This is a genomic window from Acidovorax sp. 62, from assembly GCF_002754495.1.
In the GTDB taxonomy this organism is placed as follows: Bacteria; Pseudomonadota; Gammaproteobacteria; order Burkholderiales; family Burkholderiaceae_C; genus Acidovorax.
Genome location: NZ_PEFJ01000001.1, coordinates 4,343,161 through 4,367,674, shown reverse-complemented (window position 1 = coordinate 4,367,674; position 24,514 = coordinate 4,343,161). Strand labels below are relative to the sequence as shown.

At 62.1% G+C, this 24,514-nt stretch carries 22 protein-coding genes and 3 pseudogenes; 12 read left to right on the top strand and 13 right to left on the bottom strand.

Features of this window, described 5'->3' with window-relative positions; all coding sequences use genetic code 11:
* Positions 1-45 precede the first annotated feature (45 nt).
* Positions 46-452, top strand: a pseudogene (locus tag CLU86_RS23340) (antibiotic biosynthesis monooxygenase).
* A 215-nt stretch (positions 453-667) separates the two neighbouring features.
* Here the strand turns inward: CLU86_RS23340 and CLU86_RS19520 are convergent.
* On the bottom strand, positions 668-1,012 hold the full coding sequence (locus CLU86_RS19520) for a hypothetical protein (RefSeq protein ID WP_099742794.1): 345 nt from the start codon (positions 1,010-1,012) through the stop codon (positions 668-670).
* 416 nt (positions 1,013-1,428) lie between these two features.
* On the opposite strand from CLU86_RS19520, the gene CLU86_RS19515 reads away from it, so the two are divergent.
* The 5 genes from CLU86_RS19515 to CLU86_RS19495 all read left to right on the top strand — a co-directional run bounded on the left by CLU86_RS19515 (position 1,429) and on the right by CLU86_RS19495 (position 5,968).
* Positions 1,429-2,187, top strand: a complete 759-nt coding sequence (locus CLU86_RS19515; protein ID WP_099657544.1) for a TSUP family transporter — start codon at positions 1,429-1,431, stop codon at positions 2,185-2,187.
* 280 nt (positions 2,188-2,467) lie between these two features.
* The gene (locus tag CLU86_RS19510; RefSeq protein WP_099657543.1) at positions 2,468-3,229 is read left to right on the top strand and encodes an ABC transporter substrate-binding protein; all 762 of its coding nucleotides are present in this window, start codon (positions 2,468-2,470) and stop codon (positions 3,227-3,229) included.
* Positions 3,230-3,427: 198 nt separating this feature from the next.
* A complete protein-coding gene (locus CLU86_RS19505) occupies positions 3,428-4,210 on the top strand; it encodes an amino acid ABC transporter permease (RefSeq protein WP_099657542.1) in 783 nt (260 codons plus the stop codon).
* Entirely contained in the window at positions 4,207-4,965 is a 759-nt protein-coding gene (locus CLU86_RS19500; RefSeq protein ID WP_099742793.1) for an amino acid ABC transporter ATP-binding protein, read from the top strand. The genes CLU86_RS19505 and CLU86_RS19500 overlap by 4 nt, the downstream gene beginning before the upstream one ends.
* 115 nt (positions 4,966-5,080) lie before the next feature.
* Complete coding sequence (locus CLU86_RS19495; RefSeq protein WP_099742792.1) at positions 5,081-5,968, top strand: DMT family transporter; 888 nt, start codon at positions 5,081-5,083, stop codon at positions 5,966-5,968.
* Positions 5,969-6,097: 129 nt separating this feature from the next.
* Here CLU86_RS19495 and CLU86_RS23165 read toward each other — a convergent pair whose 3' ends face one another.
* The 5 genes from CLU86_RS23165 to CLU86_RS19465 form a co-directional block, all read right to left on the bottom strand.
* Positions 6,098-7,186 (bottom strand): hypothetical protein, encoded by a 1,089-nt coding sequence (locus CLU86_RS23165; protein ID WP_143226751.1) that lies wholly within the window; start codon positions 7,184-7,186, stop codon positions 6,098-6,100.
* A 178-nt stretch (positions 7,187-7,364) separates the two neighbouring features.
* Positions 7,365-9,299: a penicillin-binding protein 2 gene (gene mrdA / locus CLU86_RS19480; protein WP_099742789.1), complete on the bottom strand. Its 1,935-nt coding sequence runs from the start codon at positions 9,297-9,299 to the stop codon at positions 7,365-7,367.
* A gap of 60 nt (positions 9,300-9,359) precedes the next feature.
* Entirely contained in the window at positions 9,360-9,878 is a 519-nt protein-coding gene (gene mreD / locus CLU86_RS19475; protein WP_099657538.1) for a rod shape-determining protein MreD, read from the bottom strand.
* Positions 9,875-10,792 (bottom strand): rod shape-determining protein MreC, encoded by a 918-nt coding sequence (gene mreC, locus CLU86_RS19470; protein WP_099657537.1) that lies wholly within the window; start codon positions 10,790-10,792, stop codon positions 9,875-9,877. The genes mreD and mreC overlap by 4 nt, the downstream gene beginning before the upstream one ends.
* A gap of 131 nt (positions 10,793-10,923) precedes the next feature.
* Positions 10,924-11,967: a rod shape-determining protein gene (locus CLU86_RS19465; protein WP_099657536.1), complete on the bottom strand. Its 1,044-nt coding sequence runs from the start codon at positions 11,965-11,967 to the stop codon at positions 10,924-10,926.
* A 218-nt stretch (positions 11,968-12,185) separates the two neighbouring features.
* On the opposite strand from CLU86_RS19465, the gene gatC reads away from it, so the two are divergent.
* From gatC to gatB, 3 genes are read left to right on the top strand one after another with little or no spacing between them, the layout of a single operon-like run.
* Positions 12,186-12,485 (top strand): Asp-tRNA(Asn)/Glu-tRNA(Gln) amidotransferase subunit GatC, encoded by a 300-nt coding sequence (gene gatC / locus CLU86_RS19460; protein WP_099742788.1) that lies wholly within the window; start codon positions 12,186-12,188, stop codon positions 12,483-12,485.
* 5 nt (positions 12,486-12,490) lie between these two features.
* Positions 12,491-13,990 carry an Asp-tRNA(Asn)/Glu-tRNA(Gln) amidotransferase subunit GatA gene (gatA, locus tag CLU86_RS19455; protein WP_099742787.1) on the top strand — a complete coding sequence of 500 codons (1,500 nt, stop codon included), beginning with the start codon at positions 12,491-12,493 and terminating at the stop codon, positions 13,988-13,990.
* 3 nt (positions 13,991-13,993) lie between these two features.
* The gene (gatB, locus tag CLU86_RS19450) at positions 13,994-15,478 is read left to right on the top strand and encodes an Asp-tRNA(Asn)/Glu-tRNA(Gln) amidotransferase subunit GatB (protein WP_099742786.1); all 1,485 of its coding nucleotides are present in this window, start codon (positions 13,994-13,996) and stop codon (positions 15,476-15,478) included.
* A gap of 102 nt (positions 15,479-15,580) precedes the next feature.
* On the opposite strand, the gene CLU86_RS19445 is transcribed toward gatB, so the two are convergent.
* Together CLU86_RS19445 and pyrE are read right to left on the bottom strand one after the other, a co-directional pair.
* A complete protein-coding gene (locus CLU86_RS19445) occupies positions 15,581-16,261 on the bottom strand; it encodes a DUF4124 domain-containing protein (protein WP_369803848.1) in 681 nt (226 codons plus the stop codon).
* Between the two features lie 5 nt (positions 16,262-16,266).
* Entirely contained in the window at positions 16,267-16,965 is a 699-nt protein-coding gene (gene pyrE, locus CLU86_RS19440; protein WP_099743723.1) for an orotate phosphoribosyltransferase, read from the bottom strand.
* 10 nt (positions 16,966-16,975) lie between these two features.
* On the opposite strand from pyrE, the gene CLU86_RS19435 reads away from it, so the two are divergent.
* Complete coding sequence (locus CLU86_RS19435; RefSeq protein ID WP_099742784.1) at positions 16,976-17,779, top strand: exodeoxyribonuclease III; 804 nt, start codon at positions 16,976-16,978, stop codon at positions 17,777-17,779.
* A gap of 635 nt (positions 17,780-18,414) precedes the next feature.
* Here the strand turns inward: CLU86_RS19435 and CLU86_RS19430 are convergent.
* From CLU86_RS19430 to CLU86_RS23330, 5 genes and pseudogenes are all read right to left on the bottom strand, one after another.
* Positions 18,415-19,476 (bottom strand): MerR family transcriptional regulator, encoded by a 1,062-nt coding sequence (locus CLU86_RS19430; protein ID WP_099742783.1) that lies wholly within the window; start codon positions 19,474-19,476, stop codon positions 18,415-18,417.
* A 254-nt stretch (positions 19,477-19,730) separates the two neighbouring features.
* Entirely contained in the window at positions 19,731-20,537 is an 807-nt protein-coding gene (locus tag CLU86_RS23160) for a hypothetical protein (RefSeq protein ID WP_233195122.1), read from the bottom strand.
* Between the two features lie 213 nt (positions 20,538-20,750).
* Positions 20,751-20,876, bottom strand: a pseudogene (locus CLU86_RS23335) (TniQ family protein); the annotation flags it as partial.
* Between the two features lie 287 nt (positions 20,877-21,163).
* Positions 21,164-21,703, bottom strand: a complete 540-nt coding sequence (locus CLU86_RS22720; RefSeq protein WP_143226749.1) for a helix-turn-helix domain-containing protein — start codon at positions 21,701-21,703, stop codon at positions 21,164-21,166.
* A 105-nt stretch (positions 21,704-21,808) separates the two neighbouring features.
* Positions 21,809-21,913 (bottom strand): annotated as a pseudogene (locus CLU86_RS23330) (TniQ family protein); the annotation flags it as partial.
* Positions 21,914-22,031: 118 nt separating this feature from the next.
* On the opposite strand from CLU86_RS23330, the gene istA reads away from it, so the two are divergent.
* Both istA and istB read left to right on the top strand, forming a co-directional pair.
* Entirely contained in the window at positions 22,032-23,555 is a 1,524-nt protein-coding gene (istA, locus tag CLU86_RS19420; protein WP_099743722.1) for an IS21 family transposase, read from the top strand.
* Positions 23,548-24,453 carry an IS21-like element helper ATPase IstB gene (gene istB / locus CLU86_RS19415; RefSeq protein ID WP_099742781.1) on the top strand — a complete coding sequence of 302 codons (906 nt, stop codon included), beginning with the start codon at positions 23,548-23,550 and terminating at the stop codon, positions 24,451-24,453. The genes istA and istB overlap by 8 nt, the downstream gene beginning before the upstream one ends.
* Positions 24,454-24,514: the final 61 nt, after the last annotated feature.

Below are 24,514 nucleotides of genomic sequence, written 5' to 3'. Positions count from 1 at the left end.
CGACGGGCCACCTGCAACCGCACAAGCCACCGCACAATCGCGGGCATGTACACATCCACCTTCATTTTTGCGGCGGGCCAGTTTGACGAGGCTTTTCACCGCCTGGACGAGGCCATTGCCACGGCAGCCCGCGCCCTGCCCGCGCCCTGCCCGGCTACCTGGGCGAAGAGTCGTGGGAGGACACGCGCAACGGGCTGCTCTCCAACGTGTATTACTGGGAATCTCTGGCGGCGCTACAGGCGCTGATGCAGCACCCAGCGCATCCAAGAGCCTGTTTACGATCTCGCAGGGGATCGCGTTGGAGCGCAATCGGGATGAGTGGATGCCTCGGATGCGCCGCATGGGCTCGTGCCCATGCAAGCGGCCGAGGCATTCAATCGCCCGATTTCGCTCCAACCCTTCGGGCAGCGGTTTTTGCGGGCGGTCTGCGGCGTTGCGGCGCTTGTGGATAGCCAAGCTATCCACTGCGCACCGCGCCTTGCATCCCATCCCGCAAAGACCGCTGCGCGACCCCTGGGAGATCGTAAATAGGCTCTGAAGCCAAGGCCGAGCAGGCGCGCTGGCTGGCCGGTTACCAGGTGGTGATTGCCGAGGTGCTACGCACCTACGGCGACGGGCAGCTACAGGGCCGCCTGCCCACGGCCGGGCTGTTCAGTCCAGCGCCAGATCAGCGAATGCCACCCACATAACGCCGCGCCTGCGGGTGCGCCGAGGCCATGGTGTGCACTGAGGGGGCCGCCGCCTGTTCGGCAGTCCGGGCAGCCACGGCTTCGCGGGCGCTGCGGCGCAGCTCGGCGGCCTGGGTGTCTTGCATGCAGTGCTCCAGGCGGTCGGCCCATTCGACCAGCTCGGGGGCCTGGTCTTGCACGGCGCGTTCGCGGGCAAAGCGGACGATCTCGCGGGCGTAGCTGCCGTTGCTCGCCATCCACTCGGTGTCCGTCACGCGCCCCGTCTTGCGCCGCAGCAGCACATGCAGGTGCGCGGCGATGGCGAGTTTCTCGCTGTGGTTCATGTGTCGCTGCCTCCGTTGCCTTCGGATATGCCCCACAGGGGGGCAGACGCAGCGGGTGTTTGCACAAGGCGTGCCAGCTCTTTGAACAGGTTCTTGGCCCCCATTTGATGCACTGCACAATCCTCGGGAAACCCCCAATGCACCAGCGCAGGGCAGGAGTTACATTGCAGTTACTCAACGGGGCGCCAAGGTGTTCCCAGATGAGGGGACCGAGGAGACAACCCGTAAACCAACTACCAAGATAAGCACCCAACGAGGTGCGCAAAATTTTCAAAGCGCTGGCGATCCCAGCGCTTTTTTTTGTCCTTGCGGGTCCACGGCCAGGGGGGTTGTCCTCCTCAAGCACCCATGCCGACGAGGCCCAGGCGCTATAAAAACCATAACAGCCATAACAGGCTGCATGCCAAAATCGGGCGATGGAATGGATTTTTATTACCCTGGCCTCGCTCTTCGCAGGCTTTATCGACGCGATTGTGGGTGGGGGCGGCCTGATTCTGACCCCTGCGCTGTTTGCCGCTTTTCCGGGCACCGCCCCGGCCACTTTGTTTGGCACCAACAAGGCCGGCTCGGTCTGGGGCACGGCCATGGCCACCTGGCAATACAGCCGCCGGGTAGAGATGCGCTGGCGGGCCCTGCTGCCCGCAGCGGGTGCGGGCTTTGCAGGCGCCTTTGCCGGGGCCTGGACGGTGACCGCACTGTCGCCCGACTTCTTGCGCAAAGTGCTGCCCCTGGTGCTGTTGGCCGTGCTGGCCTACACGCTGGCCAAAAAAGACCTGGGCCGCCACCACGCCCCGCGCTTTGCGGGCCGCACCGAGGTGTGGGTGGCCTGCCTGGTGGGCCTGGGCATTGGGTTTTATGACGGCTTCTTTGGCCCCGGTACCGGCAGCTTCTTTGTCTTTTTGTTTGTGCGCCTGCTGGGCTATGACTTTTTGAACGCGTCCGCCTCGGCCAAGCTGCTCAACTGCGCCACCAACATTGCGGCCATCACGCTGTTCGCCTTCAAGGGCCATGTGTGGTGGCACTACGCCGTCACACTGGCCATTGCTAACGTGGTGGGCAGCATGGCGGGCACGCACATGGCGCTCAAGCACGGCACCGGTTTTGTGCGCGGCATCTTCATCGTGGTGGTGAGCAGCCTGATCCTGAAGACGGGCTACGACGCGTTTTTGCGCTGAGCACAGCTCCGCGCAATGAGGCCGCCAGCAGGGCGGCCCTGTATTTGCCCTGGCATCGCGCTTGCTAGAAGGGGTTTGAGGAGGGTCAAAAAAACCTTGACCATCCGCGCAACACTAGGGTTGTCCTGCGTGGCCTGAAAAAGCACGGGCATCCTATAATTTGTTTCTATTTGATGACGCACCCCATCGCTTTTGGCGATGCCTCGTCTCCCCCGCTCCGGCTTGCTTACCTGCATGCCGGATTTTTTTGTACCTGAAACACCCCTAGCAGGACCTTGCCATGAAACTGTTGAAGACCGTTGTTACCGCCGTGGCGCTGTGCGCTGCCTTTGCCGCCCAAGCCCGCACGCTGGACGAAGTCAAAAAAGACGGCAAGATCATCGTGGCCACCGAGGGCCAGTTTGCCCCCTTCAACTACTTCAAGGGCACCCAGCTGACGGGCTTTGAAGTGGAAGTGGCCGAGCTGGTGGTCAAGAAGATGGGCCTGAAGCTGGAGTGGAAGACCCTGGGCTTTGACGCCCTGCTGACCGGCCTGGCCCAAAACCGCTGGGACGCCGTGATCGCCTCGCACGGCGTGACCGAAGAGCGTGCCAAGGCCGTGACGTTTGCCAACCCCCACTACTGCTCGGGCGGCATGATCGTGGCGATGGATGAAAAGATCCGCAACGCCAAGGACCTCACCGGCAAGGTGGTGGCCGTGCAAACCGGAACCAGCTACCTCACGAACGTGCAAAAGCTCGCAGGCGTGAAGGAAGTGAAAAACTTCCCGCAAGACACCGACGCCCAGCGCGCCCTGATCTCCAAGCGCGTGGACGCCTGGGTGAGCGACAAGTTCGTGGCCAAGGAAGCCGCGGCAAAGAACGCCAAGGCCGGCTTCAAGCTGGGCGACATGCTGTTCATCGAGCGCATCGCCCCCGCCATGGCCCTGGGCAACACCAGCCTGGCCGATGCCTGGAACAAGGCCTTTGCCGAAGTGCTGGCCGACGGCAGCTACGCCGCCGTGTCCAAGAAGTACTTCAACGAAGACGTGCGCTGCAACTGAGTTGCCGTCGCCAGGGGCGAGAGGGGTTGAGGCGGGCCAAGCTGGCCGCCCCCCTGCGGCCCCCAGGGTGCACAGAGGGTACATGCCCTCTGCGCACCCTTTGTTTTTGCTGGCACACTCGCCACCTTTGGCGCCGTGGATGCCCCAGCCTCTGCGGCTGGATTGATTCAGAACTGAGACCGACCGGTCATTTCATTCATGCTTATTGCCCTTTGGCCGCAAACCTGGACGCGCCAGCAGCGCAGCAATGCCACCCTGGTCGCCGCGGTGGTGCTCATGGTGCTGGCCCTGTCGCTGCTGGGCGAACTGCTCTCCTTCCTGCCCGAACCCATTGGCTCCAACGCCCAGGCGTTCTCTGAGGGCGCCCGCACCACGCTGTGGCTCACGCTCATCAGCGGCGCTGTGGGCCTGGTGCTGGGCACCGTGGCCGCACTGGCCCGCACCGCCCGCTGGGTGGCCGTGCGCTGGGCGGCCAGCCTGTACATCTGGGCGATTCGCGGCACACCGCTGCTGGTGCAGATTCTGTTTGTGTACTTTGCCCTGCCGGTGCTGGTGCCGGGCCTGAACCTGCCCGACTTTGCTGCCGCCGTGGTGGCCCTGGGGCTGAACGTGGGCGCCTACAACGCCGAGGCGCTGCGCGCGGGCCTGCTGGCCGTGCCGCGCGGCCAGACCGAAGCCGCCCGGGCGCTGGGTCTGGGGCGTGTGCACGTGTTCCTGGACGTGGTGTTTCCGCAGGCGTTCAAGATTTCGCTGCCGCCGCTGGTGAGCAACTTTGTGGCGCTGCTCAAAGATTCGTCGCTGGCCTACGCCATTGGCGTGGTGGAGCTGACCAACGTGGGCAACCGCATCCAGTCGGCCACCTTCCAGCCCATTGCCACGCTGACCACGGTGGCGGTGACGTATTTGCTGCTAACCACGCTGGTCACGCAAATCTCCAACGCGGTCGAGTACCGCTTTGACGTGGAAGGGCGCAACCAATGAGCCTCAACCCTGTACCCCACCCCAAGCCCTACATCGTTGCCGAAGGCGTTTGCAAGTCGTTTGGCACGCACCAGGTGCTCAAGGAAGTGTCCACCGTGTTCCACACGGGCGAGGTGACGGTGATCATTGGCGCCTCTGGCTCGGGCAAGAGCACGCTGCTGCGCGCCATCAACCGGCTGGAGCCCCACGATGCCGGGCGCATCACCATCGATGGCGTGGACGTGTGCGACGACCACACCACCTTGCAGCGCCAGCGCTGCGAGGTGGGCATGGTGTTCCAACAGTTCAACCTGTTTGGCCACATGAGCGTGCTGGACAACGTGACGCTGGCCCCCCGCCGCATTCGCCGCACGCCGCGCGCCCAGGCCAACCAGGACGCCATGCAGCTGCTGCGCCGCGTGGGCATGCAAGACCATGCGCACAAGTACCCCTGGCAACTGTCGGGCGGGCAGCAGCAGCGGGTGGCCATTGCGCGCGCGCTGGCCATGCAACCCAAGGTGATGCTGTTTGACGAGCCCACCTCGGCGCTGGACCCGGAGATGGTCAAGGAAGTGCTGGACGTGATGCGCGAGCTGGCGCGCGGCGGCATGACGATGATTGTGGTCACCCATGAAATGGGCTTTGCCCGCGAAGTGGCTGACCGCGTGATGTTCTTCGACCAGGGTCGCATCGCCCACGACGCGCCGCCGCAGGAGTTTTTCAACAACCCGGCCAACGACCGCATCCGTGCGTTTCTGGGCCGGGTCAGCCACTGAGGCTGGCAGCCTAGGCTCCCTATGAAACTGTTCAAAGGGCCGCCGGGCAACCGGGGGCCCTTTTTGTTTGCGGGCCGGGTTTTGTTTTGGATTTTAGTTCTGGAGAGGTCTTCCCATGCGCACCGAACGTTCCGGCCTGATGGCCTTGCTCATCGTCACCGTGGTGTGGGGCACCACCTTCCCGGCCATGAAGCTACTGTCTGCACAGCTCGATGCGCTGCAGATCATCTGGCTGCGCTTTGCGATTGCGCTGGTGGTGCTGCTGCCTTTGTGGCGCGGCATGCACCGGCATGAGCGGCGCTGGGGCTGTGCGCTGGGGCTGCTGCTGTTTCTGGCGTTCTGGCTGCAAATTGAGGGGCTGGCGCGCACCAGCAGCAACCGCAATGCGTTTGTGACGGGGCTGAACGTGCTGGTGGTGCCGCTGATTGCGATGCTGGCACTGGGTCGCCGCTACGGCTGGCAGCTGTGGGCGGCCTGCGCCATGGCGTTCGCGGGCATGGCGCTGATGTTCCACGAGAACGAACCCTGGAACCTGGGCGACACGCTCACCCTGGCCAGCACGCTGTTCTATGCGCTGTACATCCTGGCCCTGGAAGAATGCGCGCGCCGCACCAGCGCGGCCCCCTTGCGCGCCACGCGCATGGCCGCTGCGCAGGCCTTGGTCATGTGTGCCGCAGCCACGGCCCTGCTGTGGGGCCGCGATGGCCACATGGACTGGCTGCCCCAACTGACCCGCCTAGACAACGCCGCCTGGATTGCCCTGGTGTACCTGGGCCTGCTGGCCAGCGTGGTGGTGGTGACGCTGCAGGCCTGGGGCCAGCAGCGGGTGGACGCCATGCGCAGCGCCATCGTCTTCGGGCTGGAGCCCGTGTTTGCGGCACTGACGGCCTGGGTGCTGCTGGGCGAAAGCCTGGGCTGGACAGGCAGCGGCGGCGCAGCCCTGATCGTGGCCGCCCTGGTAGTGAGCCAGCTGCAGCCTGCCAGCAAGGCACAGGCGGCCTGAACAGGTACGCCGCCGTGATATTTTTAGATAAAAACAGGCTCTAGCGCTTATTGAATAAGCGCTAGCAGCTACCAAAACAATAGCAAATAGAGCCCAACGCCGCACGAAATACAGCAGCGCAGCCCGTGCCTACACCTGCGTGACCAGACCCGTCATCTTCACCACCTCCAGATCACGCCCCTTGACCGAGGCCAGTTCGGTGCGCAGGCGGTCGTTGTTCCAGCGCTCATCCGGGGCGCCGCTGAGGTACCAGTTCGAGCCGTTGTCGGCCAGCAGCATGCCGTAGGTTTTGAGCGCAGTGAGGATGGCCTGGGCCTCGGGACTGAAGGTGGCAGGGATGGCGTAGCTGGCCTTTAGCCGCACCCGCATGCCCATGGGCGGCAGGTTGGCGTCGGTGCTGGAGGATGCGTAGTGCGTGGCGGGCGGCACAAAAGCTTTGCGCGTGCGCGCTGCCGTGAAGCGCAAGGCGTGGCGAATGCCCCCCGCGCCCTGCGAGGCCTCGTCGTACCGCACCAGACCGGGAAAGATCGGCAGCCCGGCGGCATCGGCACTGGTCCAGCCCGTCTTTGCGCTGGGGCGCACGTTGTTGCTGTCGAGGTGGAACGCGGCCCCTACATCGGCTTGCCAACGGTCGCTTTTTGCAAAGGCACGTCCCAGTTCGTAGAGGCGCTGGTTGTCCCGGTCAATCACCAGCACATGCCGGTCCCCGTCCTGCCCCGGCGCGCCTTCAACCGGCGCGTCCAGCGGGATGGGGAACGGGCCAGGGTCGCTTTCGTCCCCGTAGGCTTGGTACTCGATCGCCACCTTGGCCTGCTGGCCGGACACCACGCGGTACGGAATGCCGATGGGCGCCCCTTCCCACAGGCCCGCGCCAAAGTCGCGGTACAGGCCCGTGTCGGCACCCATGCTGGCGATCAGGCGCTCGGAGTTCGGGTCAACCTCGGCGGCACTGATGTCGGTGTTCCAGGGGTTGTCGGCAGGAAACGGAATGGCCCCATTGAGCGCGGCCCCTGCGCCCAGGCTGGCGCGCGAGAGGTTGCCGTACGTGGCGCCCGAGGGAGGCACCGAAGGCGTGCCGGGGCTGGTCGGGCTGGTCGGGCTGGTCGGGCTGGTCGGGCTGGTCGGGCTGGTCGGAGCATCGCCCCCACCGCCTCCGCCACATGCCGTGAGCAGCAAAACAGGAAGGGCTCCCAGGGCCCGGCGGCGTTGGCGTTGCATGGTGTTCTCCGGCAGCTAGCAATCGGGTGCTCTCCTCCGAATGGCGAAAGCGGCCGGATTGTGATGCCAACAGCGCCCGCATGCTGTGAGCAGGTGTTAGCAATCGCTTTGGCACAACGCGACTGCCACTAACTGCCTCGCCGAGACGGCACACAGGCAGCTACGGCCTGCTTCAGGCTCAGCGCAAGGTGACTTCGTCTGCCCGGCGCGGCTTGCCAATCGGCGCAGCAGCCTGGCCCTTGCGCACGGCCTGGATGTCTTCCTCGTTGGGGTACTCGCCCTGCAACCAGTAGTCAAACACGCGCCGCGCAATGGGCCCGGCGGCAGCGGCACCAAAGCCCGCGTTTTCCACAATCAAGGCCACCACGATCTGCGGCGACTCAGCGGGTGCGAACGCGGCAAAGAGAGAGTGGTCACGCTGGTGCTCTTCCATCGACTTGGCGTTGTATTTGACGTTCTGGCCCAGGCTCACGGCCTGGGCGGTACCCGTTTTGCCGGCCGAGGTGTACGGCGCACCGGCAAACACGCGGGTGCCCGTGCCGCCCTTGTTCACCGCCACCAGCGCGTTGCGCACGATCTCCACGTTCTTGGGCTTGTAGCCCAGGTCTGTGCCGGGCGGCTGGGGCACCGGCGTCAGCTCGCCCGTCACCGTGTCTCTGACGGCCTTGATCAGGTGCGGCGCGTAGCGCGTGCCGCCATTGGCCAGCGTGGCCTCGGCCACCGCCAGCTGCAGCATGGTGAAGTTGTTGTAGCCCTGGCCAATACCCAGCGACACCGTCTCGCCAGGGAACCAGCGCTTCATTTCCGGGCGCTTGTAGGTGTTGCGCTTCCACTCGGTGCTGGGCAGGGTGCCGCGCACTTCGCCGTTCAGGTCAATGCCGGTGGACTGCCCGAACGTCAGGGGCTTCATGAAGTCGTGGATGGTGTCCACGCCCATGTCCACGGCCAGCGAGTAGAAATAGGTGTTGCTGGAGAACTGGATGGCGCGGTGCATGTCGAGCGCGCCCAGGCCGCCTTCGTGGCTGCGGAAGGTGCGGCCACCGAAGTTGTAAAAGCCCGGGTCATTGACGATCATGCTGGGCGAGCGCTTGTTCAGCTCCAGCGCCGCCAGCGCCATGAAGGGCTTGTAGGTGGAGCCCGGCGGATACAGCCCACGCAGGGCGCGGTTGAGCAGGGGTTTGTCGATGGATTCGTTGAGCGCGGTCCAGTTCTCCACGTCAATGCCTTCGACGAAGAGGTTGGGATCAAACGTGGGCTTGCTCACCAGGGCCAGCACTTCGCCGTTGCGCGGATCGATGGCCACCAGGGCGCCACGGCGGTCGCCAAACAGGTCTTCCACCATCTTCTGCAACTTGATGTCCAGCGAGATCATCACGCTCTTGCCCGGCGTGGCTGGGCGGCTGGCCAGCTTGCGCACGGCACGCCCACCGGCCGATGTCTCCATCTGCTCCACGCCGGTGATGCCGTGCAGGTCGGATTCAAAGCTTTGCTCCACCCCCAGCTTGCCGATGTATTCGGTGCCCCGGTAGTTGGCCTCGTCGTCCGCGTCCTGAATGCGCTGCTTCTCGTTCTGGTTGATGCGGCCGATGTAGCCAATGGCATGGCTGCCGATCTCGCCCAGGGGGTAGTTGCGGAACAGGCGCGCCTTGATCTCCACCCCCGGAAAGCGGTACTGCTGCGCGGCAAAGCGCGCCACCTCTTCGTCGCTCAGGCGGGTGCGGATCGGCAGCGACTCGAAGTTGCGCGACTCTTCCAGCAAGCGCTTGAAGCGCCGCCGGTCGCGCTGGTGGATGTCCACCACCTTGGCCAGCGCGTCGATGGTGTCGTCCAGCGGGGCTGCGCGCGAGGGGGTGATCTCCAGCGTGTAGGCCGCGTAGTTGGTGGCCAGCGTCACGCCGTTGCGGTCCAGGATCAAGCCCCGGTTGGGCACGATGGGGACCACGGCCGTGCGGTTGCTCTCGGCCTGGGCGGCCAGATCTTCGTGGCGCACCACCTGCAAATACAGCAGCCGCGCCACGATGAGGCCAAACGCAAAAAACACCACGGCGGCCACCACCAGCACGCGCACTCGCAGGCGCGATGCATCGGCAGCAACGTTGCGGATTTCAGTCATGTGTGCCGCGCCCCCAGGCTTGCACTGCGGGCAGTCGTAACGTTCCTGCGCTCACCATGGTCACAGGGGGCGGTTCTCGTCGCGGTCGGGAGGGCGGCGCTGCGGGGCCAGCAGCACCCAGCTGGCCAGGGGCCACAAAGCGACTTCCAGCGCCGGGGCCAGCAGCACCCAGAAGCCCGGGAAGATGCCGCCGGTGACCACGCGCAGCAAGGTCTCAATGCCATGCGCCATGGCAAACATGGGCAACAACTGCAGGGCCTGCGAGGGCACGCTGAACCACAGCAAGCGCCGGTGCATGGCCGTGGCGCTGAAAGACAGCACGGTGTAGGCCAGCGCATGCTGGCCCAGCAGCGCAGACTGCGCCACATCCATGCACAGCCCCAACGCAAACGCCACACCCATGCCCACCCGCAGGGGCTGGTGCACGCTCCAGAACACGATCAACACCATCAGCAAGTCCGGCATCCACACCCAGCGCCCCAAGGGCACCAAGTTGACGGCCAAGCCCAGCAGCAGGCTGATGACGATGAAAACCGGGTTGACAGGCAGCAGCAACTGCTGGCCGCGGGGCATGATCATTTGCGCACCCTCTTGCTGGTCACGGTGGGGGCGGGTTCAGGCCGAGGCGGCAGGTGGTCGGTCAGGGGTTTGAGCACCATCACATGGCGCACGCCCTGCACCTGGGCCAGGGGCTTGCAATAGATGCGGGCAAAGGCCGAGTCGGCACGGCGTTCCACATGGGTCACGCGGGCCACAGGCAGGCCTGGGGGATAGACGCCGTCCACCCCACTGGTGGTGAGCAGGTCGTCCTCGCGCACATCGGCATTGGCCTGGATGAAGCGCAGTTCAATGCCGCCACCATGCTCGGCCATCGGGTCGCCATACGCCACGGCGCGGGCGCCAGTGCGCAGGTTCAGCACCGGGATGGCCTGATCTCGATCCACCAGCAGCGTGACTTCACTCACCAGGGGAAACACCCGCGTCACCTGTCCCAGCACGCCGCCTTCGTCCATCACGGGCACGCCCTGCTCCACGCCATGCAACTGCCCCTGGTCAATGACCACACGGCGGGTGTAGGGGTCGGCGGTGTCGTAAATCACCTGGGCGGCCTGGGCGGGCGTTTGCAGCCGCTCGCGCAGCGCCAGCAGCTTGCGCAGGCGCACGTTCTCTTGCGCCAGTTGCTCGGCCTGGTGCGCCTGCTGCGACACCAGCACCAGCTTTTGCGCGGCGGCATCGGCATCGGCCTGGGCCGATTGCAAGGACTGGAAGTAGCCCGAGCCGTGGCGTGCCAACTCCACCGGCTGGAACACCAACCACTGCACCGGGTAAAGCACCGAGCCAATGGCCAGGCGCACAGGCCCGGTGATTTGAAAGCGGGCATCGGCCACCATCAAGAACAGCGCCAGCGCGCTGAACGCAGCCAAACGCGACAGGGCCGAAGGGCCCTGCTTGAAGAAAGGTGGCGCACTGCGGTCTAGGGTTCCCAGGGGCATAGAGGGCAGTACTTCAGGAAGGGTCGCGCAGGGGCTGGGTCACTGCAGTGGATTCACAAAGCATGGAGACATCAGCGATCACGCGGTTCTGACCCGGAGCCCCCTGCGAAAGAAGGCCCCCGGCTTGCACATTACTCGCTGGTGAAGATGCTGCCCAGGCGGTCCATGCGCTCCAGCGCAATACCGCAACCGCGCACCACGCAGGTCAGCGGGTCTTCGGCCACCAGCACGGGCAGGCCGGTTTCTTCGGCCAGCAAACGGTCCAGGTCACGCAGCAGCGCGCCGCCGCCGGTCAGCATCATGCCGCGGTCGGAAATGTCAGCACCCAGTTCTGGGGGGGTTTGCTCCAGCGCGTTTTTCACGGCCGAGACGATCTGGTTGAGCGGGTCGGTCAGGGCTTCCAGGACTTCGTTGCTGGAGATGGTGAAGCTGCGCGGCACGCCTTCAGACAGGTTGCGGCCCTTGACTTCCATCTCGCGCACTTCGGAGCCCGGGAAGGCCGAGCCGATGTTCTTCTTGATGGCTTCGGCCGTGGGCTCGCCAATCAGCATGCCGTAGTTGCGGCGGATGTAGTTGATGATGGCTTCGTCAAATTTATCGCCACCCACACGCACACTGCCCTTGTAGACCATGCCGCCCAGCGAGATCACGCCCACCTCGGTCGTGCCGCCACCGATGTCGACGACCATGGAGCCCGAGGCTTCGGAGACTGGCAAGCCAGCGCCGATGCCAGCCGCCATGGGCTCTTCGATCAAGTACACCGCCGTGGCGCCTGCCGCTTCAGCGGCGTCCTTGATGGCGCGGCGCTCAACCTGGGTGGAGCCACAGGGCACGCAGATGATGATGCGCGGGCTGGGGGTGAACAGCGTGCGGGGGTGCACCATCTTGATGAACTGCTTGATCATCTGTTCGGTGATCACGAAGTCGGCGATCACGCCATCCTTCATGGGCCGGATGGCTTCAATGTTGCCGGGCACCTTGCCCAGCATGGCTTTGGCTTCGTGGCCTACCGCCTGGATGACCTTCTTGCCGTGGGGGCCGCCTTCGTGGCGGATAGCAACCACTGAGGGCTCGTCCAGAACGATGCCTTTGTCACGGGCAAAAATGAGGGTGTTGGCGGTGCCAAGGTCAATGGCAAGGTCGGTGGAGAAGTACCGACGAAAAGCTCCGAACATTCAAAAATCCTCTCAGGCACGGCATGCGCGTCGGCCTGCCATCGCCAGGTGTGTCAGGGAGTGGGTGGGAGTCAAATATCACTTTTTTCGCACAATGACCGGCTGAAAAGAGGGTATTGCGGCAAAGCCGGGATAATACCCCATCCCCTGTGAATAACTCCCTCCGGCATGACCCGGATCACAGCTTTACATCTGGTATCCCGAGAAATATTTTCCCTATGGCACTGACCCCTCAGGACATTGGTCGCATCGCCAATCTGGCGCGACTGGAGCTCACACCCTCAGAAAGTGAGCGCATGCTCATGCAATTGAACGGTTTTTTCGACGTTGTGGAGCAAATGCGGGCTGTGGATACCCAAGGGATTGAGCCCCTGGCCCACCCCGTGGCAGCCATCCAGGCCGTGGCCTTGCGCCTGCGCGAAGACATCGCCAGCGAGCCCAACAACCGCGAAGCCAACCAAAAAAGTGCGCCAGCCGTGGAGCGCGGCCTGTTCCTCGTGCCCAAAGTGATCGAGTAAGCCCCATGACCCAGAACCCCACCGCACTGCACGACCTGAGTCTGACCGAGCTGGCAAGCCAGCTGCGCAACCGCCAGGTTTCCGCCGTGGAAGCCGCCCAGCATTTCCTGGCCCGCACCAAGGCCCACCCCACCCTGGGCGCCTACGTGGCCCTGAACGAAGACGCCACCCTGGCCCAGGCCCAGGCGGCCGACGCGCGCATTGCCGCGGGCACCGCAGGCCCCTTGGCCGGCGTGCCAATCGCGCACAAAGACATCTTTGTGACCAAAGAGTTTCCGAGCACCGCAGGCTCCAAGATGTTGGCGGGCTACCAGTCGCCATTTGATGCCACCGTGGTCAGCAAACTGGCCGAGGCCGGTGCCGTGACACTGGGCAAACTCAACTGCGACGAGTTCGCCATGGGCTCGGCCAATGAGAATTCGGCCATCGCCCCGCTGGGCTTTGACGCCCCCGCCCCTGTGCGCAACCCCTGGGACACCAGCCGCATTCCCGGCGGCTCGTCGGGCGGCAGCGCCGTGGCAGTGGCTGCACGTCTGGCCCCCGCGGCCACTGGCACCGACACCGGCGGCTCCATCCGCCAGCCTGCCTCGTTTTGCGGCATCACCGGCATCAAGCCCACGTATGGCCGCGCCAGCCGCTACGGCATGATCGCCTTCGCCTCCAGCCTGGACCAGGCTGGCCCCATGGCCCGCAGCGCCGAAGACTGTGCGCTGCTGCTGTCGGCGATGTGCGGCCCGGACCCTGACCGCGACTCCACATCGCTGGATGTGCCCGCCGAAAATTTCAGCGCCAAGCTCAATGACTCCATCGAAGGCCTGCGCATCGGCGTCCCCGCCGAATTCTTTGGCGAAGGGCTGGCGCCCGATGTGCGCGCCGCCGTCGATGGGGCGCTCAAGGAATACGAAAAGCTCGGCGCCAAGCTCGTGCCCATCACGCTGCCGCGCACCGAGCTGTCCATCCCGGTGTACTACATCATTGCGCCAGCCGAGGCCTCATCCAACCTCAGCCGCTTTGACGGCGTGAAGTTTGGCCACCGCGCCAAGGACTACACCGACCTGGTGGACATGTACAAAAAGACCCGCGCCGAAGGCTTTGGCGACGAGGTCAAGCGCCGCATCATGATCGGCGCCTATGTGCTCTCGCACGGCTACTACGACGCCTACTACCTGCAGGCCCAAAAAATCCGCCGCATGATCGCAGACGACTTCCAGAACGCCTTCAAGGAATGCGACGTGATTGCTGGCCCCGTGGCCCCCACCGTAGCCTGGAAGCTGGGCGAGCATGGCAGCGACCCGCTGGCCGATTACCTGGCCGACATCTTCACCCTGCCAGCATCGCTGGCGGGCCTGCCCGGCATGAGCGTGCCTGCAGGTTTTGGCGAAGGCGGCATGCCCGTGGGCCTGCAACTGATCGGCAACTACTTCAAGGAAGCCCAGTTGCTGAACACCGCGCACCGCCTGCAGCAAGCCACCGACTTCCACCTCCGCCAGCCCGGAGGGCTTTGATTTATGACGACGAGCAAATTGATCCACGGTTACGAAGTCGTCATCGGCTTCGAAACCCACACCCAGCTGGCCACGCAGAGCAAGATTTTCAGCCGCTCGCCCACCGCCTTCGGTGCCGAGCCCAACACCCAGGCCAGCCCGGTGGACCTGGCATTGCCCGGCACACTGCCGGTGATGAACCGCAAGGCCGTTGAGTGCGCTATCAAATTAGGACTGGCTCTGGGCTCTCACATTGCGCCAGAGAGTATTTTTGCCCGCAAGAATTACTTCTACCCTGACCTGCCCAAGGGCTACCAGATCAGCCAGTTTGAAATCCCAGTGGTGCAAGGCGGCGAGGTCTCCTTCTTCCTGGGCGACGAGAAGAAGACCGTGCGCCTGGTGCGCGCCCACCTGGAGGAAGACGCGGGCAAGTCGCTTCACGAGGACTTCATTGGCCAAAGCGGCATCGACCTGAACCGCGCGGGCACGCCGCTGCTGGAAATCGTGACCGAGCCCGACATCCGCAGCAGCGAAGAGGCCGTGGCTTACGCCAAAGAGCTGCACAAGATCGTGACCTGGATCGGCATCTGCGACGGCAACATGCAGGAAGGTTCGTTCCGTTGCGATGCCAACGTGTCGGTGCGCAAACCTGGCCAGCCGCTGGGCACGCGCCGCGAGATCAAGAACCTGAACTCGTTCAAGTTCATGCAGCAGGCGATTGACTACGAGATCCGCTGGCAGATCGAACAGATCGAGGACGGCCACGCCATCCAGCAGGCCACCGTGCTGTTTGATCCGGACACGGGCGAGACCCGCGCCATGCGCACCAAGGAAGATGCAGCCGATTACCGCTACTTCCCCGACCCAGACCTGCCACCGCTGCAGATTTCGCAAGCCTGGATTGACGAGCAGCGCGCCCAGATGGCGGAGCTGCCCCGAACGATGGCGGCTCGCTTTGTGGCCGACTACGGCCTGCCCGAGTACGACGCCACCACGCTGACGCAGAGCAAGGCGATGGCGGCCTACTTTGAGGCGGCGGCCAAAGCCTGCGGTCAGGCCAAGCTGGCCAGCAACTGGATCATGGGCGAGGTATCCAAATATCTGAACGCGGTGGAGGACCTGTCCTTTGAAGAGTTTGCGGGGGTGGTTCCGCCCGCAAATCTGGCTGCCCTAATCACTCGAATTGGGGATGGAACGATTTCAAATGCAGCGGCTAGAAAAGTGTTTGCCGAGGACTTGGTCCATGCACCAGGAACCATGCACGATTCAGCAACGGCTTATATCGACGCCGTCATCGACGCCAAGGGCCTCAAGCAGATGAACGACTCCGGCGCGCTGGAGGCCATCATCGACGAAGTGATTGCCGCCAACGCCGACAACGTGGCCCAGTTCCGCGCGGGCAAGGACAAGGCATTCAATGCGCTGGTGGGCCAGATCATGAAGGCCAGCAAGGGCAAGGCCAATCCGCAGCAGGTCAATGATTTGCTGCGGGCCAAGCTGTCGGCCTGAAGCGCAAAGGGCAGGCAGGGGCGCTGAAAGTCCCTGGCTTGCCCCCCATTGAAAAAGCCCCTCGGGTCTATCCCAGAGGGGCTTGTTTATTGATGCTGCCCATCAGCGGGCCGCCGATGCCGCCGCAGGTTGCGTGGCCGAAGCCGCAGGCAGGCTCACGGGTTTGTATGCCTCCCACAGCACCTTGAGCTTGGCCAGCTCCACATCAAACCGCTGGTTCACCTTGCGCTTTTCCTGGTCCTGGCCGAGGATGAAACGCTGCTGCTCTGCAATGCTGTCTTCGTTTTCCCCGATCTTGCGGCGCAGGGTCATGGGCGCTTTGTTGGGGTCCTTTTTGTAGAACTCCATTTCCTGGTCCAGCTTCTTGCGCTCATCACGCAAGTCCAGAATGCGCTTTTCAGCCGTGGCGGTGACTTCGTCCACCATCAGCAAGGCTGCGTTGCGCTCGATGTCGTGGGTGGCTTTGTCGGGGTAGCGCGCGACCAACGCGCGCTCGCGGCGGCGCTCTTCCGTGACACGCACGCGCTCTTCGGCTTCTTTGCGTTGCTGGGCTTCTTGGGCCGCACGCTCGGTGTCAGACAGCGAGGGGCCAATCTGGCGACGGGTAACCCCTGAGGGGCTCAGCTCACGCTGTTCACGGTCCAGGCATTCCAGGATGGGGCGATCGGCCGTCAGACGGCGGCCATGTTTGTCTACGCAGGTGTAGATGCCCTGGGCTGAAGCAAGCGCAGTGATGCCCGCCCAAAGCGTGATCCCCACTGCACTCGCCGCCCATTTTTTCAAGTTCCTTATCCTTCTGTGACGCCATATTTTTGGCGATATGCAAAGACCCGCTCGTGATGGATGCGCATCTCCGCCCCCCCGTTTTGAGAGAGATAAAGCAATAAATCTGCCAGCTTGGCAATCACGCACACCTGCATGCCCAACTGGTTGCGAACGTACTGAACTGCGCTGTGCTCCACGTCCACGCCATTCTCTGTGGCTTTTTCCTGGCGGTCCAGCGCAATGGCCAAGGCGTGGGGCGTGGCGCCTGCGGCCTGGATGAGCGCGATGGACTCGCGTGCGGCCGTTCCTGCAGACATCACATCGTCCACGATCAACACCCGGCCCTTGAGCGGAGCGCCCACCAGCGTGCCGCCTTCGCCGTGGTCCTTGGCCTCTTTGCGGTTGTAGGCAAACGGCACGTTGCGGCCCAGGCGGGCCAGTTCCACCGCCACTGTCGCCGCCAGCGGAATGCCCTTGTAAGCAGGGCCAAAAACCATGTCGAATTCGATGCCACTGGCCAGCAGGGCTTTTGCATAGAATTCGGCCAGCCGACCGATCTTGGCCCCGTCGTCAAACAGACCGGCATTGAAGAAATACGGGCTCATCCGACCGGCTTTGGTCTTGAATTCCCCGAATCGCAAGACGCCCGATTCCACGGCAAAACGTACAAAATCCTGCGCCAAAGCGCCGTCGTCCAAGGCTTGCGCGCCAACATCCACCATGGGAAATTCCTTGTTCAAATTAACCAGCCTCAATCTCAATGGCATCCGTTCGGCCACCAGCAAAGGCGTGGAGAGCTGGATCGCCACCACGCGGCCGGATTGTATTTGCGTGCAGGAAGTCAAAGCCCAGGCCGCCGACATCGCCACCCGCTTCGAGGTGCTGGCGGGCCTGAAGGGGCACTTCCATTTTGCGCAGAAAAAGGGCTATTCAGGGGTAGGCATTTACACCCGGCACGAGCCTTCAGACGTCATCGTGGGCTACAACTCGCCCGAGTTTGACCTGGAGGGCCGCTATGTAGAGCTGCGCTTTGACACGCCTGCACGCAAGCTCTCCATTGTGAGCGCCTACTTTCCAAGTGGCTCCTCTGGTGAGGAGCGCCAGCAGGCCAAGTTCCGCTTCCTGGCCGAGTTCTACCCGCACCTCATGCAGCTCAAGGCCGGGCGTGAATTCATCCTGTGTGGCGACGTCAACATCGCCCACCAAAACATTGACTTGAAGAACTGGCGCAGCAACCAAAAGAACAGCGGCTTCCTGCCCGAGGAACGCGCCTGGATGACAAAATTGTTAGACACAAGTGGCGAAGGCGGCGCCTTGGTAGACGTTTACCGTCAGTTACAACCTGCCACCACCGACACCGCTTACACGTGGTGGAGCAACCGGGGCCAGGCCTATGCCAACAACGTGGGCTGGCGGCTGGATTACCACCTGGCCACGCCAGCCCTGGCCGCCCTCGCACGCACCGAATCCATTTACAAGGGCGAGAAATTCTCGGACCACGCGCCCATCACCGTGGAATACGAACTGGGCCTGTGAGCCCCCAAAAAACCTGTTCGCCCCCCACGCAGCTGCCCGGCTGCGCTGAATTTTCTGCCCCTACGCTGACTCTGGGTCTTAATAACAATGAGTGGATCTGGTATTGCCGTTCTAAAGGGCATGGCCAAGCGGGAGAATCCGAATGAGGAATGCAATGAGTGGATCTTGGGCTTGCTAGAACCAGCTCGCTAACGATGATTGGATCTACTGGCAGAGGGACTGCAAAACACGAGGGGCAGTGCCATAGGACAGTGGGCACAATACTGACACCCCTCGGCTGGGTCGCGTAGCAGTACTTATTTTGCCTTGTTGCGGACATTGAAAGCGCAATAGAACTAGCCCACTTGCGCTCACTGAAAGTATTCCACTAGGTGATTGACAAGCGAGATTTCATTACTGGTCGCGCAATTGAATTGCATATGCCGGTAGTGATGACCGGTCAGTCCAGCGCCATGAGTACCCTCAGCAGGATTCCTCAGTCACCGGCTGCAAACGGCCAAGACGGTGTGGAAACAAATGGGTTTCGATTGGCGGGTGGTGCATCTCCACTACAGTGAGGCTGCTTCTCGAACGCCTGCTCTTGGCTGCTCCATGTTTCCGGATTCGCAAACGCCTTTGCACTGCAAAAAATGTGGCTAGCAACGAGCTGAGAGGTGCCCATCCTCGTACACATGCCCTCGAGGCCGCCATGCAATGACGCCTTCCGTTCGCGCGCGCACCTCAGGAGCCGCCAGACAAGTTGCAACGGCTTCATAGCCTGCAGCCCCTGGATAGGGCTCCACGTGAATGGGTGGGCTGTGATTGGCAGGGCAAAGAAGAATGGACTCTCCCGTGCCAACGGAAGCTAAATCGAGGATGGCCGCAGAACGTGTCATCAAGAAGAGCGGGCGCTCCACGGACATGCGGCGACGCAGATAGGCGGACACCGCCTGTTGGGTGGGCGCATCCAGTCCGTGCTCGACCATGTCGACGACCAGAATGGTCGGCCCTTCGGCTTCCAGTCCGACCAGCAACGCGGTCAGTGCCTCGGAGGCGGCAGCGCCTTCTTCGATCAGCCAATCCATCGCGTGATTGACGCGTAATCGTAGGTTCGAGTCGGCATCCATGCGCGCCTTCGCATCACCTGCAGCAACCCGTTCTAGGCCAAGGAACGCCGCCGACGGCAGCACCTCGGCCAAGCGCAGGGCCAATCGCGTTTTTCCGCTGCCCAACGGACCCACGACGTAGTTCAGGGGACGGATGTCGTGCAACTGGAAAAATTCACCACCCCAGGGCCAGGGCAGTTCGAATTCGATGCTCAGCCGACTGGTCGACACCTGCAGGCGCGTCAATTCTGTGACGGTTGGCCTCTGCCCTCTTTCCAATTTGGCTCGTAGACCGCGAACACGTTCGATGGTGTCTCCCAGTCGACGCGCATCACCTTCAAGCACGGACTGATGTAAGGCCAAGGCAGGCTCAAGTCCCTCGGCCTCGCCTTCTAAAACGCTGGCCACTTGCGCAAGACTCAAGCCCAGCGCACGAAGGGCCACAATCTCGCCGGCACACTGCATCTCCACCGGTCCGTAAGACCGCCAGCCAGCCTCGGTGCGCCGCGGTGTCATAAGACCACGTTGCTCGTAAATACGTAATGCCTTTGCGGAGATGCCGAGCCTTCTCGCTGCCTCTGAAGGGCTCAGGAATCGCGTTCGACTGTTCACAAAGTCACCTCTTCACATTTGGAAAGATGTTTTTATAAAGGTGGCCCTAAGGGTCGGGTCAAGCGGGTTCTGAAAAGAGAACGCGAATGTTAGCTTCTGGGTCAACTGGAGCTAGGCTTCGCATGTTTGGAGTTGGCCGAATTCTGCCCCACAAGAGCGCTGGGGTCGGATTTTTCCGACCTGTTAATGCCGTCGGCGGCGTGGCCGCATCGAAATGCCCCCCCGTGTTCAGGTGTGTCCGAAATACGCAGTTGTCATGAGTCGTTATGAAAGCACGGGACGTTGGGAATCATAAAAAATTTCAGCGCCCGAAGCTGAGGCCAAGATTGAGCACGCTGTATCACGTATGTATAGAATTTATATGGACACCCGTACCTCACCTCTACTCCATCGAGCAGCACTACAGGGCTTTCGCTCCGGGCGCCATCCAGAAGCACCACTTCGCAATGTAGTCCCAAGAGCTTACAAGCGAATTTGAATCGCTCCGTCACACGGCAATTCTCAGCGCTCCTCACCAAAACTTTCGGCGGCCTCGCTATTTTCCCATCGTTGAAATTTAGCCTACGCAGCCTTTCCCTCAGAAATATCGCCCTGCGCGCGTGAATAGCCAATTGGTCCCAGCTTTCAAGCGTAGCAACAAACCGACGAAGCTCCTTATTAGAATAGCCAAACCTGCTAATGGCTGACCAGTCCCCAAGAAATACCCAATACATAACCCGCATAGGTATCCCGAATTCTCGAGCCCGGCATTTGATACGAGAATGCACCAAAAAGTTAGTTTTGAACTTCCAACTGGGCGTACGAACTGCTGGGCCGATCGGCAAGCCGTCTTCTTTGACGATCACTGCATGAAAGAAGCTGGCCAATACGTATGCGGAAATAACACTATTTGGAGGAGTTCCAAACAACAATGCAGCACGAATCTCCTGCGGATTGGCACTGCTCACCTCGCAGGCGCCTTGCAAATCATTTTTAGCCCAAAACCTAGAGAACATTGGAAATAAGTCAACACCATGCTCCAAAGTGAGCTCGGCAAAACGATCCAACGCAACTTTCAACATCCGCGGCCCAACTTCAGGTGCACGCCCTTCCATTCCACAACCAAGCAGCTCAACCAACGCCCTATAGCCGTCTGAAGGTGTATGAGGAACCGGTCGTCCTTTTGTCGATCCACATTGGCGGCATAGCTGAAGTTCGCCTCTATATGGTGCACAACGGATCGGCGACTCAAAATCTGCTTGGCACTTCGCACACTCCTCTTCCAGTACTACGTCATGCCTCGGGCAAGTGCGTACAACGGTTAATTGATGCAGACTCCGACCGAAGGCGAATCCATACTCCTTAAGATCCTCGGATATGCAGCGCGGGCAACGCCTATAGCTCGGCGCGCGTTTTGGCATCAAGCGCATGACCCTTTCGGAAAAATCAACGTCAACATGCGCCGAGGCCATTTCTGGTATCACGCTATTATTCGCAGATTCGCAAAGCGTTGCGACTACCAAAGGCCAAACGGAGTGCCTCACAAGTATCTGCAACGGATTACTTCGACCGCTGAGCATGGACTCAGAAACCTGATTGGCGCGCCAGATAAGGCACCTCCTCTTGAAAGGACTTGCTCTTCTACCACGCAAATATTGCAGCAAATTTACATAGGAATCGAGCTCTACCCCATCTGGCACGTTTGCTATCATCGCCTGAATTTCCAATGCTGAGTGATACCGGAAAGATCTGGATTAGTGCGCATCCATCTGCGGACGGTAGGTGCTGTAACTCTCAGCATCGCGGCCGCTTCGGTAAGGCTATGTGCGCGCTCAAAAGCGTGCTGGATTTCTTGGGGAATACCTTCAATATCTGACCACAAGGAGAGCTGAGTAGTCTGCGCAACAGACAGGCTTGCAAAAAAAATGTCAATCGAAGTCCATGATCGCTCACTGAAATATGCAACCGCAAACGCCCATCTCAAAGGATTTCTTTCTGAGCGCCGTCTTCTAATCACATCAGTGAGCCAAAATCTTGGAAAAGCCTTGATACATGTCGCAGTGCGAGTACACCACTGAAACAAGGTTGAATGACTCCATTCACGCTCCACGAGGTCAGGGTCTAATCTTTTAGCATCTAGCGCACCATAGGCTTCACACAGCACCTTGCAAGCATTATTCCGAAGCATATTTACGTCTACTGCTTCGTCTTCGAAAATATATCGAGCAGCCCTGGCTACGGCAATCATGAACTCAAGCTCCCTTTGCGAAGCAATACATATTTCGCCTGCTCGTCTCGAAAGAGGCAAGGTCCAAATTTGGCGAATTTGCGAATACTGAACTAATGGTTGAGCATGTTCTACGCAGACTACGACGCCCGGAAGTTGATGAGAGACCCGCCAGATTGCAACGCCATGCGACGAAATATGCTCTGATGCACATTTTTCACAGTAGCGCAGAGATTGTTAGTGCCAACCCAAAACTGACCATCTAAAGCGCAAAGTGCCAATCCAAAATTGACCAGGGTGTTCCACTGACCTGCTGAATCTTTCAGCAGGGGGATACAAGGTGATCACCATGGACATGATTGGCAAGGTCAGGCGCATGAAGCTGCGCGACCAACTCTCCCTCAGCGAGATCGCGAAGCGCACCGGCCTGTCGCGCAACACGGTCAAGAAGTGGCTGAAGGCCCCCAGCGAAGCCGTTCCCCGGTACGAACGGGCCCACGCCGTGGGCAAGCTCACGGCCTTCGAGCCAAGCCTGCACCAGGCGCTCACCACCGACAGCCATCGGCCCAAGCAAGGCCGGCGCAGCGGCCGGGCTTTGTTCGCACAGATTCAGGCCCAGGGTTACCGTGGCGGCTACAGCGCCGTCACCGCCTACATCCGCCGCTGGCGGGTGGAGTCCGTGTCCAGTCCCACCAAGGCCTTTGTACCGCTGAGCTTCGAACTCGGCGAAGCCTTCCAGTTCGACTGGAGCGACGAAGGCATGGTGGTCGGCGGCGTGTTCTACAACGTCCAGGTGGCGCACTTGAAGCTGTGTGCCAGCCGGGCCTTCTGGCTAGTGGCCTATCCCAGCCAAGGACACGAGATGCTGTTCGATGCACACACGCGGTCCTTCCAGGCCCTGGGCGGTGTCACGCGGCGCGGCATCTACGACAACATGAAGACCGCCGTGGACAAGGTCCAGCGCGGCAAGCAACGCATCGTCAATGCCCGCTTCGCCGCCATGTGCAGCCACTACCTGTTCGACCCCGACTTCTGCAACGTCGCCTCGGGCTGGGAGAAAGGCGTGGTCGAGAAGAACGTGCAGGACAGCCGTCGGCGCATCTGGATCGAAGCCGCCACGCGCCGCTTCGGCTCGTTCATCGAACTCAACGCCTGGCTGGCGGAACGCTGTCGCTCGGTGTGGGCCGACACCGCACACCCGATCCATCGGCAGTTCACCGTGGCCGAGATGTGGGAGTTGGAGAAAGGCCACCTCATGTCGATGCCGACGCCCTTCGATGGCTACGTGGAGAAGTTGGCTCGGGTCAGCAGCACCTGCCTGGTGGCGGCCACCCGCAACCGTTACTCCGTGCCCTGCGAGTGGGCCGGGCACATCGTCAGCACCCGCGTCTACCCCGAGCGTATTGATGTTGCCGCCGCAGACGCCGTGGTGGCCAGCCACGCCCGATTGCCCGGCAGCGGCCAGACCAGCTACGACTGGCAGCACTACATCGACCTGGTGCAACGCAAGCCGGGCGCCTTGCGCAACGGCACACCGTTCCTGGACTTGCCGCCGCCACTGCTGCGCTTACGCCAGTCATTGCTGCGCCACGCGGGGGGCGACCGGGCCATGGCCCAGGTGTTGGCCGCCGTGCCGCAGTCTGGGCTTGAAGCGGTGCTGGTGGCGGTCGAGCTCGTGCTCGAAGGCATGGCCCCCAGCGGCACCATCAGCGTCGAGCATGTGCACAACGTGCTCGCCCGCTTGAACAACCCGGCCACGCCGGCGCAGGCAGAAACCTCGCTGCGGCTGAGCCAGGCGCCCAAAGCGGACACGGCGCGCTACGACCGCTTGCGGCCCACCCATCTGGATGGACAGGAGGCCGGCCATGCGTGACACCACCGGGGATGTGTATGCCCAACTGAAGGCATTGCGACTCAACGGCATGGCGACTGCCTGGGCCGATCTGACCGAGCAAGGCGGTGACACCAGCCTGGCGGCTTCGCGCTGGTTGGTGGAACACCTGCTGCAGGCAGAAGATGCCGACCGGGCCATGCGCTCGATTGCGCACCAGATGAAGTCCGCACGCTTCCCGGTCCACCGCGACCTGGCAGGCTTTGACTTCGAGGTCTCGCAAGTCGACCAAGGCTTGATCCACAAACTGGCCGACCTGGGGTTCACCCAGGACGCGCAGAACGTGGTGTTGATTGGCGGTCCGGGCACGGGCAAGACCCACCTCGCCACCGCGCTGGGCATCTCCGGGCTGACTCAGCACGGCAAGCGGGTGCGTTTCTATTCGACGGTGGACCTGGTCAACGCCCTCGAGCAGGAGAAGAGCCTCGGACGTGCCGGTCGCATCGCCATGAGCCTGGGGCGCATGGACTTGGTGGTGCTCGATGAGTTGGGCTATCTGCCGTTCAGCCAGGCCGGTGGGGCTTTGCTGTTCCATCTGTTGTCCAAGCTTTACGAGCACACCAGCGTGATGATCACCACCAACCTGACATTCGCCGAATGGTCGACGGTGTTCGGAGACGCCAAGATGACCACGGCGCTGCTGGACCGGCTCACACACCACTGCCACATCATCGAAACCGGCAACGAGTCTTACCGCTTCCGCCACAGCAGCAATGAAGCCAAAGGCCGCATCAAGACGCGGGAGCAAGCCAGGAAGGTGGCGGCCGGCCGAGGCCTCCAAGCCAGCGATACCGTGGAGGAAGGGGCCTCGCCTGACGGCTCGGGAACACCACAGATCGATTCAAGAAAAGGAGGACCAACCGAGGCAAGCAGCCTATAGTTATTCACAGTTGGCCTTCACGAAGGTCGACCTAGCCCCTGGTCAATATTCGATTGGCACT

What these genes read in the sequence shown, in the direction of transcription:
- CLU86_RS19500 (WP_099742793.1), top strand. Translation starts at nt 4,207, where the DNA reads ATGAGCCTCAACCCTGTACCCCACCCCAAGCCCTACATCGTTGCCGAA.
- mreC (WP_099657537.1), bottom strand. Translation starts at nt 10,792, where the DNA reads ATGCCCCTGGGAACCCTAGACCGCAGTGCGCCACCTTTCTTCAAGCAG.
- CLU86_RS23160 (WP_233195122.1), bottom strand. Translation starts at nt 20,537, where the DNA reads ATGTTGAAAGTTGCGTTGGATCGTTTTGCCGAGCTCACTTTGGAGCAT.
- CLU86_RS23165 (WP_143226751.1), bottom strand. Translation starts at nt 7,186, where the DNA reads ATGCAACGCCAACGCCGCCGGGCCCTGGGAGCCCTTCCTGTTTTGCTG.
- CLU86_RS19465 (WP_099657536.1), bottom strand. Translation starts at nt 11,967, where the DNA reads ATGTTCGGAGCTTTTCGTCGGTACTTCTCCACCGACCTTGCCATTGAC.
- CLU86_RS22720 (WP_143226749.1), bottom strand. Translation starts at nt 21,703, where the DNA reads ATGATTGCCGTAGCCAGGGCTGCTCGATATATTTTCGAAGACGAAGCA.
- pyrE (WP_099743723.1), bottom strand. Translation starts at nt 16,965, where the DNA reads ATGGTGGATGTTGGCGCGCAAGCCTTGGACGACGGCGCTTTGGCGCAG.
- CLU86_RS19515 (WP_099657544.1), top strand. Translation starts at nt 1,429, where the DNA reads ATGGAATGGATTTTTATTACCCTGGCCTCGCTCTTCGCAGGCTTTATC.
- gatB (WP_099742786.1), top strand. Translation starts at nt 13,994, where the DNA reads ATGACGACGAGCAAATTGATCCACGGTTACGAAGTCGTCATCGGCTTC.
- CLU86_RS19510 (WP_099657543.1), top strand. Translation starts at nt 2,468, where the DNA reads ATGAAACTGTTGAAGACCGTTGTTACCGCCGTGGCGCTGTGCGCTGCC.
- mrdA (WP_099742789.1), bottom strand. Translation starts at nt 9,299, where the DNA reads ATGACTGAAATCCGCAACGTTGCTGCCGATGCATCGCGCCTGCGAGTG.
- gatC (WP_099742788.1), top strand. Translation starts at nt 12,186, where the DNA reads ATGGCACTGACCCCTCAGGACATTGGTCGCATCGCCAATCTGGCGCGA.
- istB (WP_099742781.1), top strand. Translation starts at nt 23,548, where the DNA reads ATGCGTGACACCACCGGGGATGTGTATGCCCAACTGAAGGCATTGCGA.
- CLU86_RS19505 (WP_099657542.1), top strand. Translation starts at nt 3,428, where the DNA reads ATGCTTATTGCCCTTTGGCCGCAAACCTGGACGCGCCAGCAGCGCAGC.
- istA (WP_099743722.1), top strand. Translation starts at nt 22,032, where the DNA reads ATGGACATGATTGGCAAGGTCAGGCGCATGAAGCTGCGCGACCAACTC.
- gatA (WP_099742787.1), top strand. Translation starts at nt 12,491, where the DNA reads ATGACCCAGAACCCCACCGCACTGCACGACCTGAGTCTGACCGAGCTG.
- CLU86_RS19495 (WP_099742792.1), top strand. Translation starts at nt 5,081, where the DNA reads ATGCGCACCGAACGTTCCGGCCTGATGGCCTTGCTCATCGTCACCGTG.
- CLU86_RS19520 (WP_099742794.1), bottom strand. Translation starts at nt 1,012, where the DNA reads ATGAACCACAGCGAGAAACTCGCCATCGCCGCGCACCTGCATGTGCTG.
- mreD (WP_099657538.1), bottom strand. Translation starts at nt 9,878, where the DNA reads ATGATCATGCCCCGCGGCCAGCAGTTGCTGCTGCCTGTCAACCCGGTT.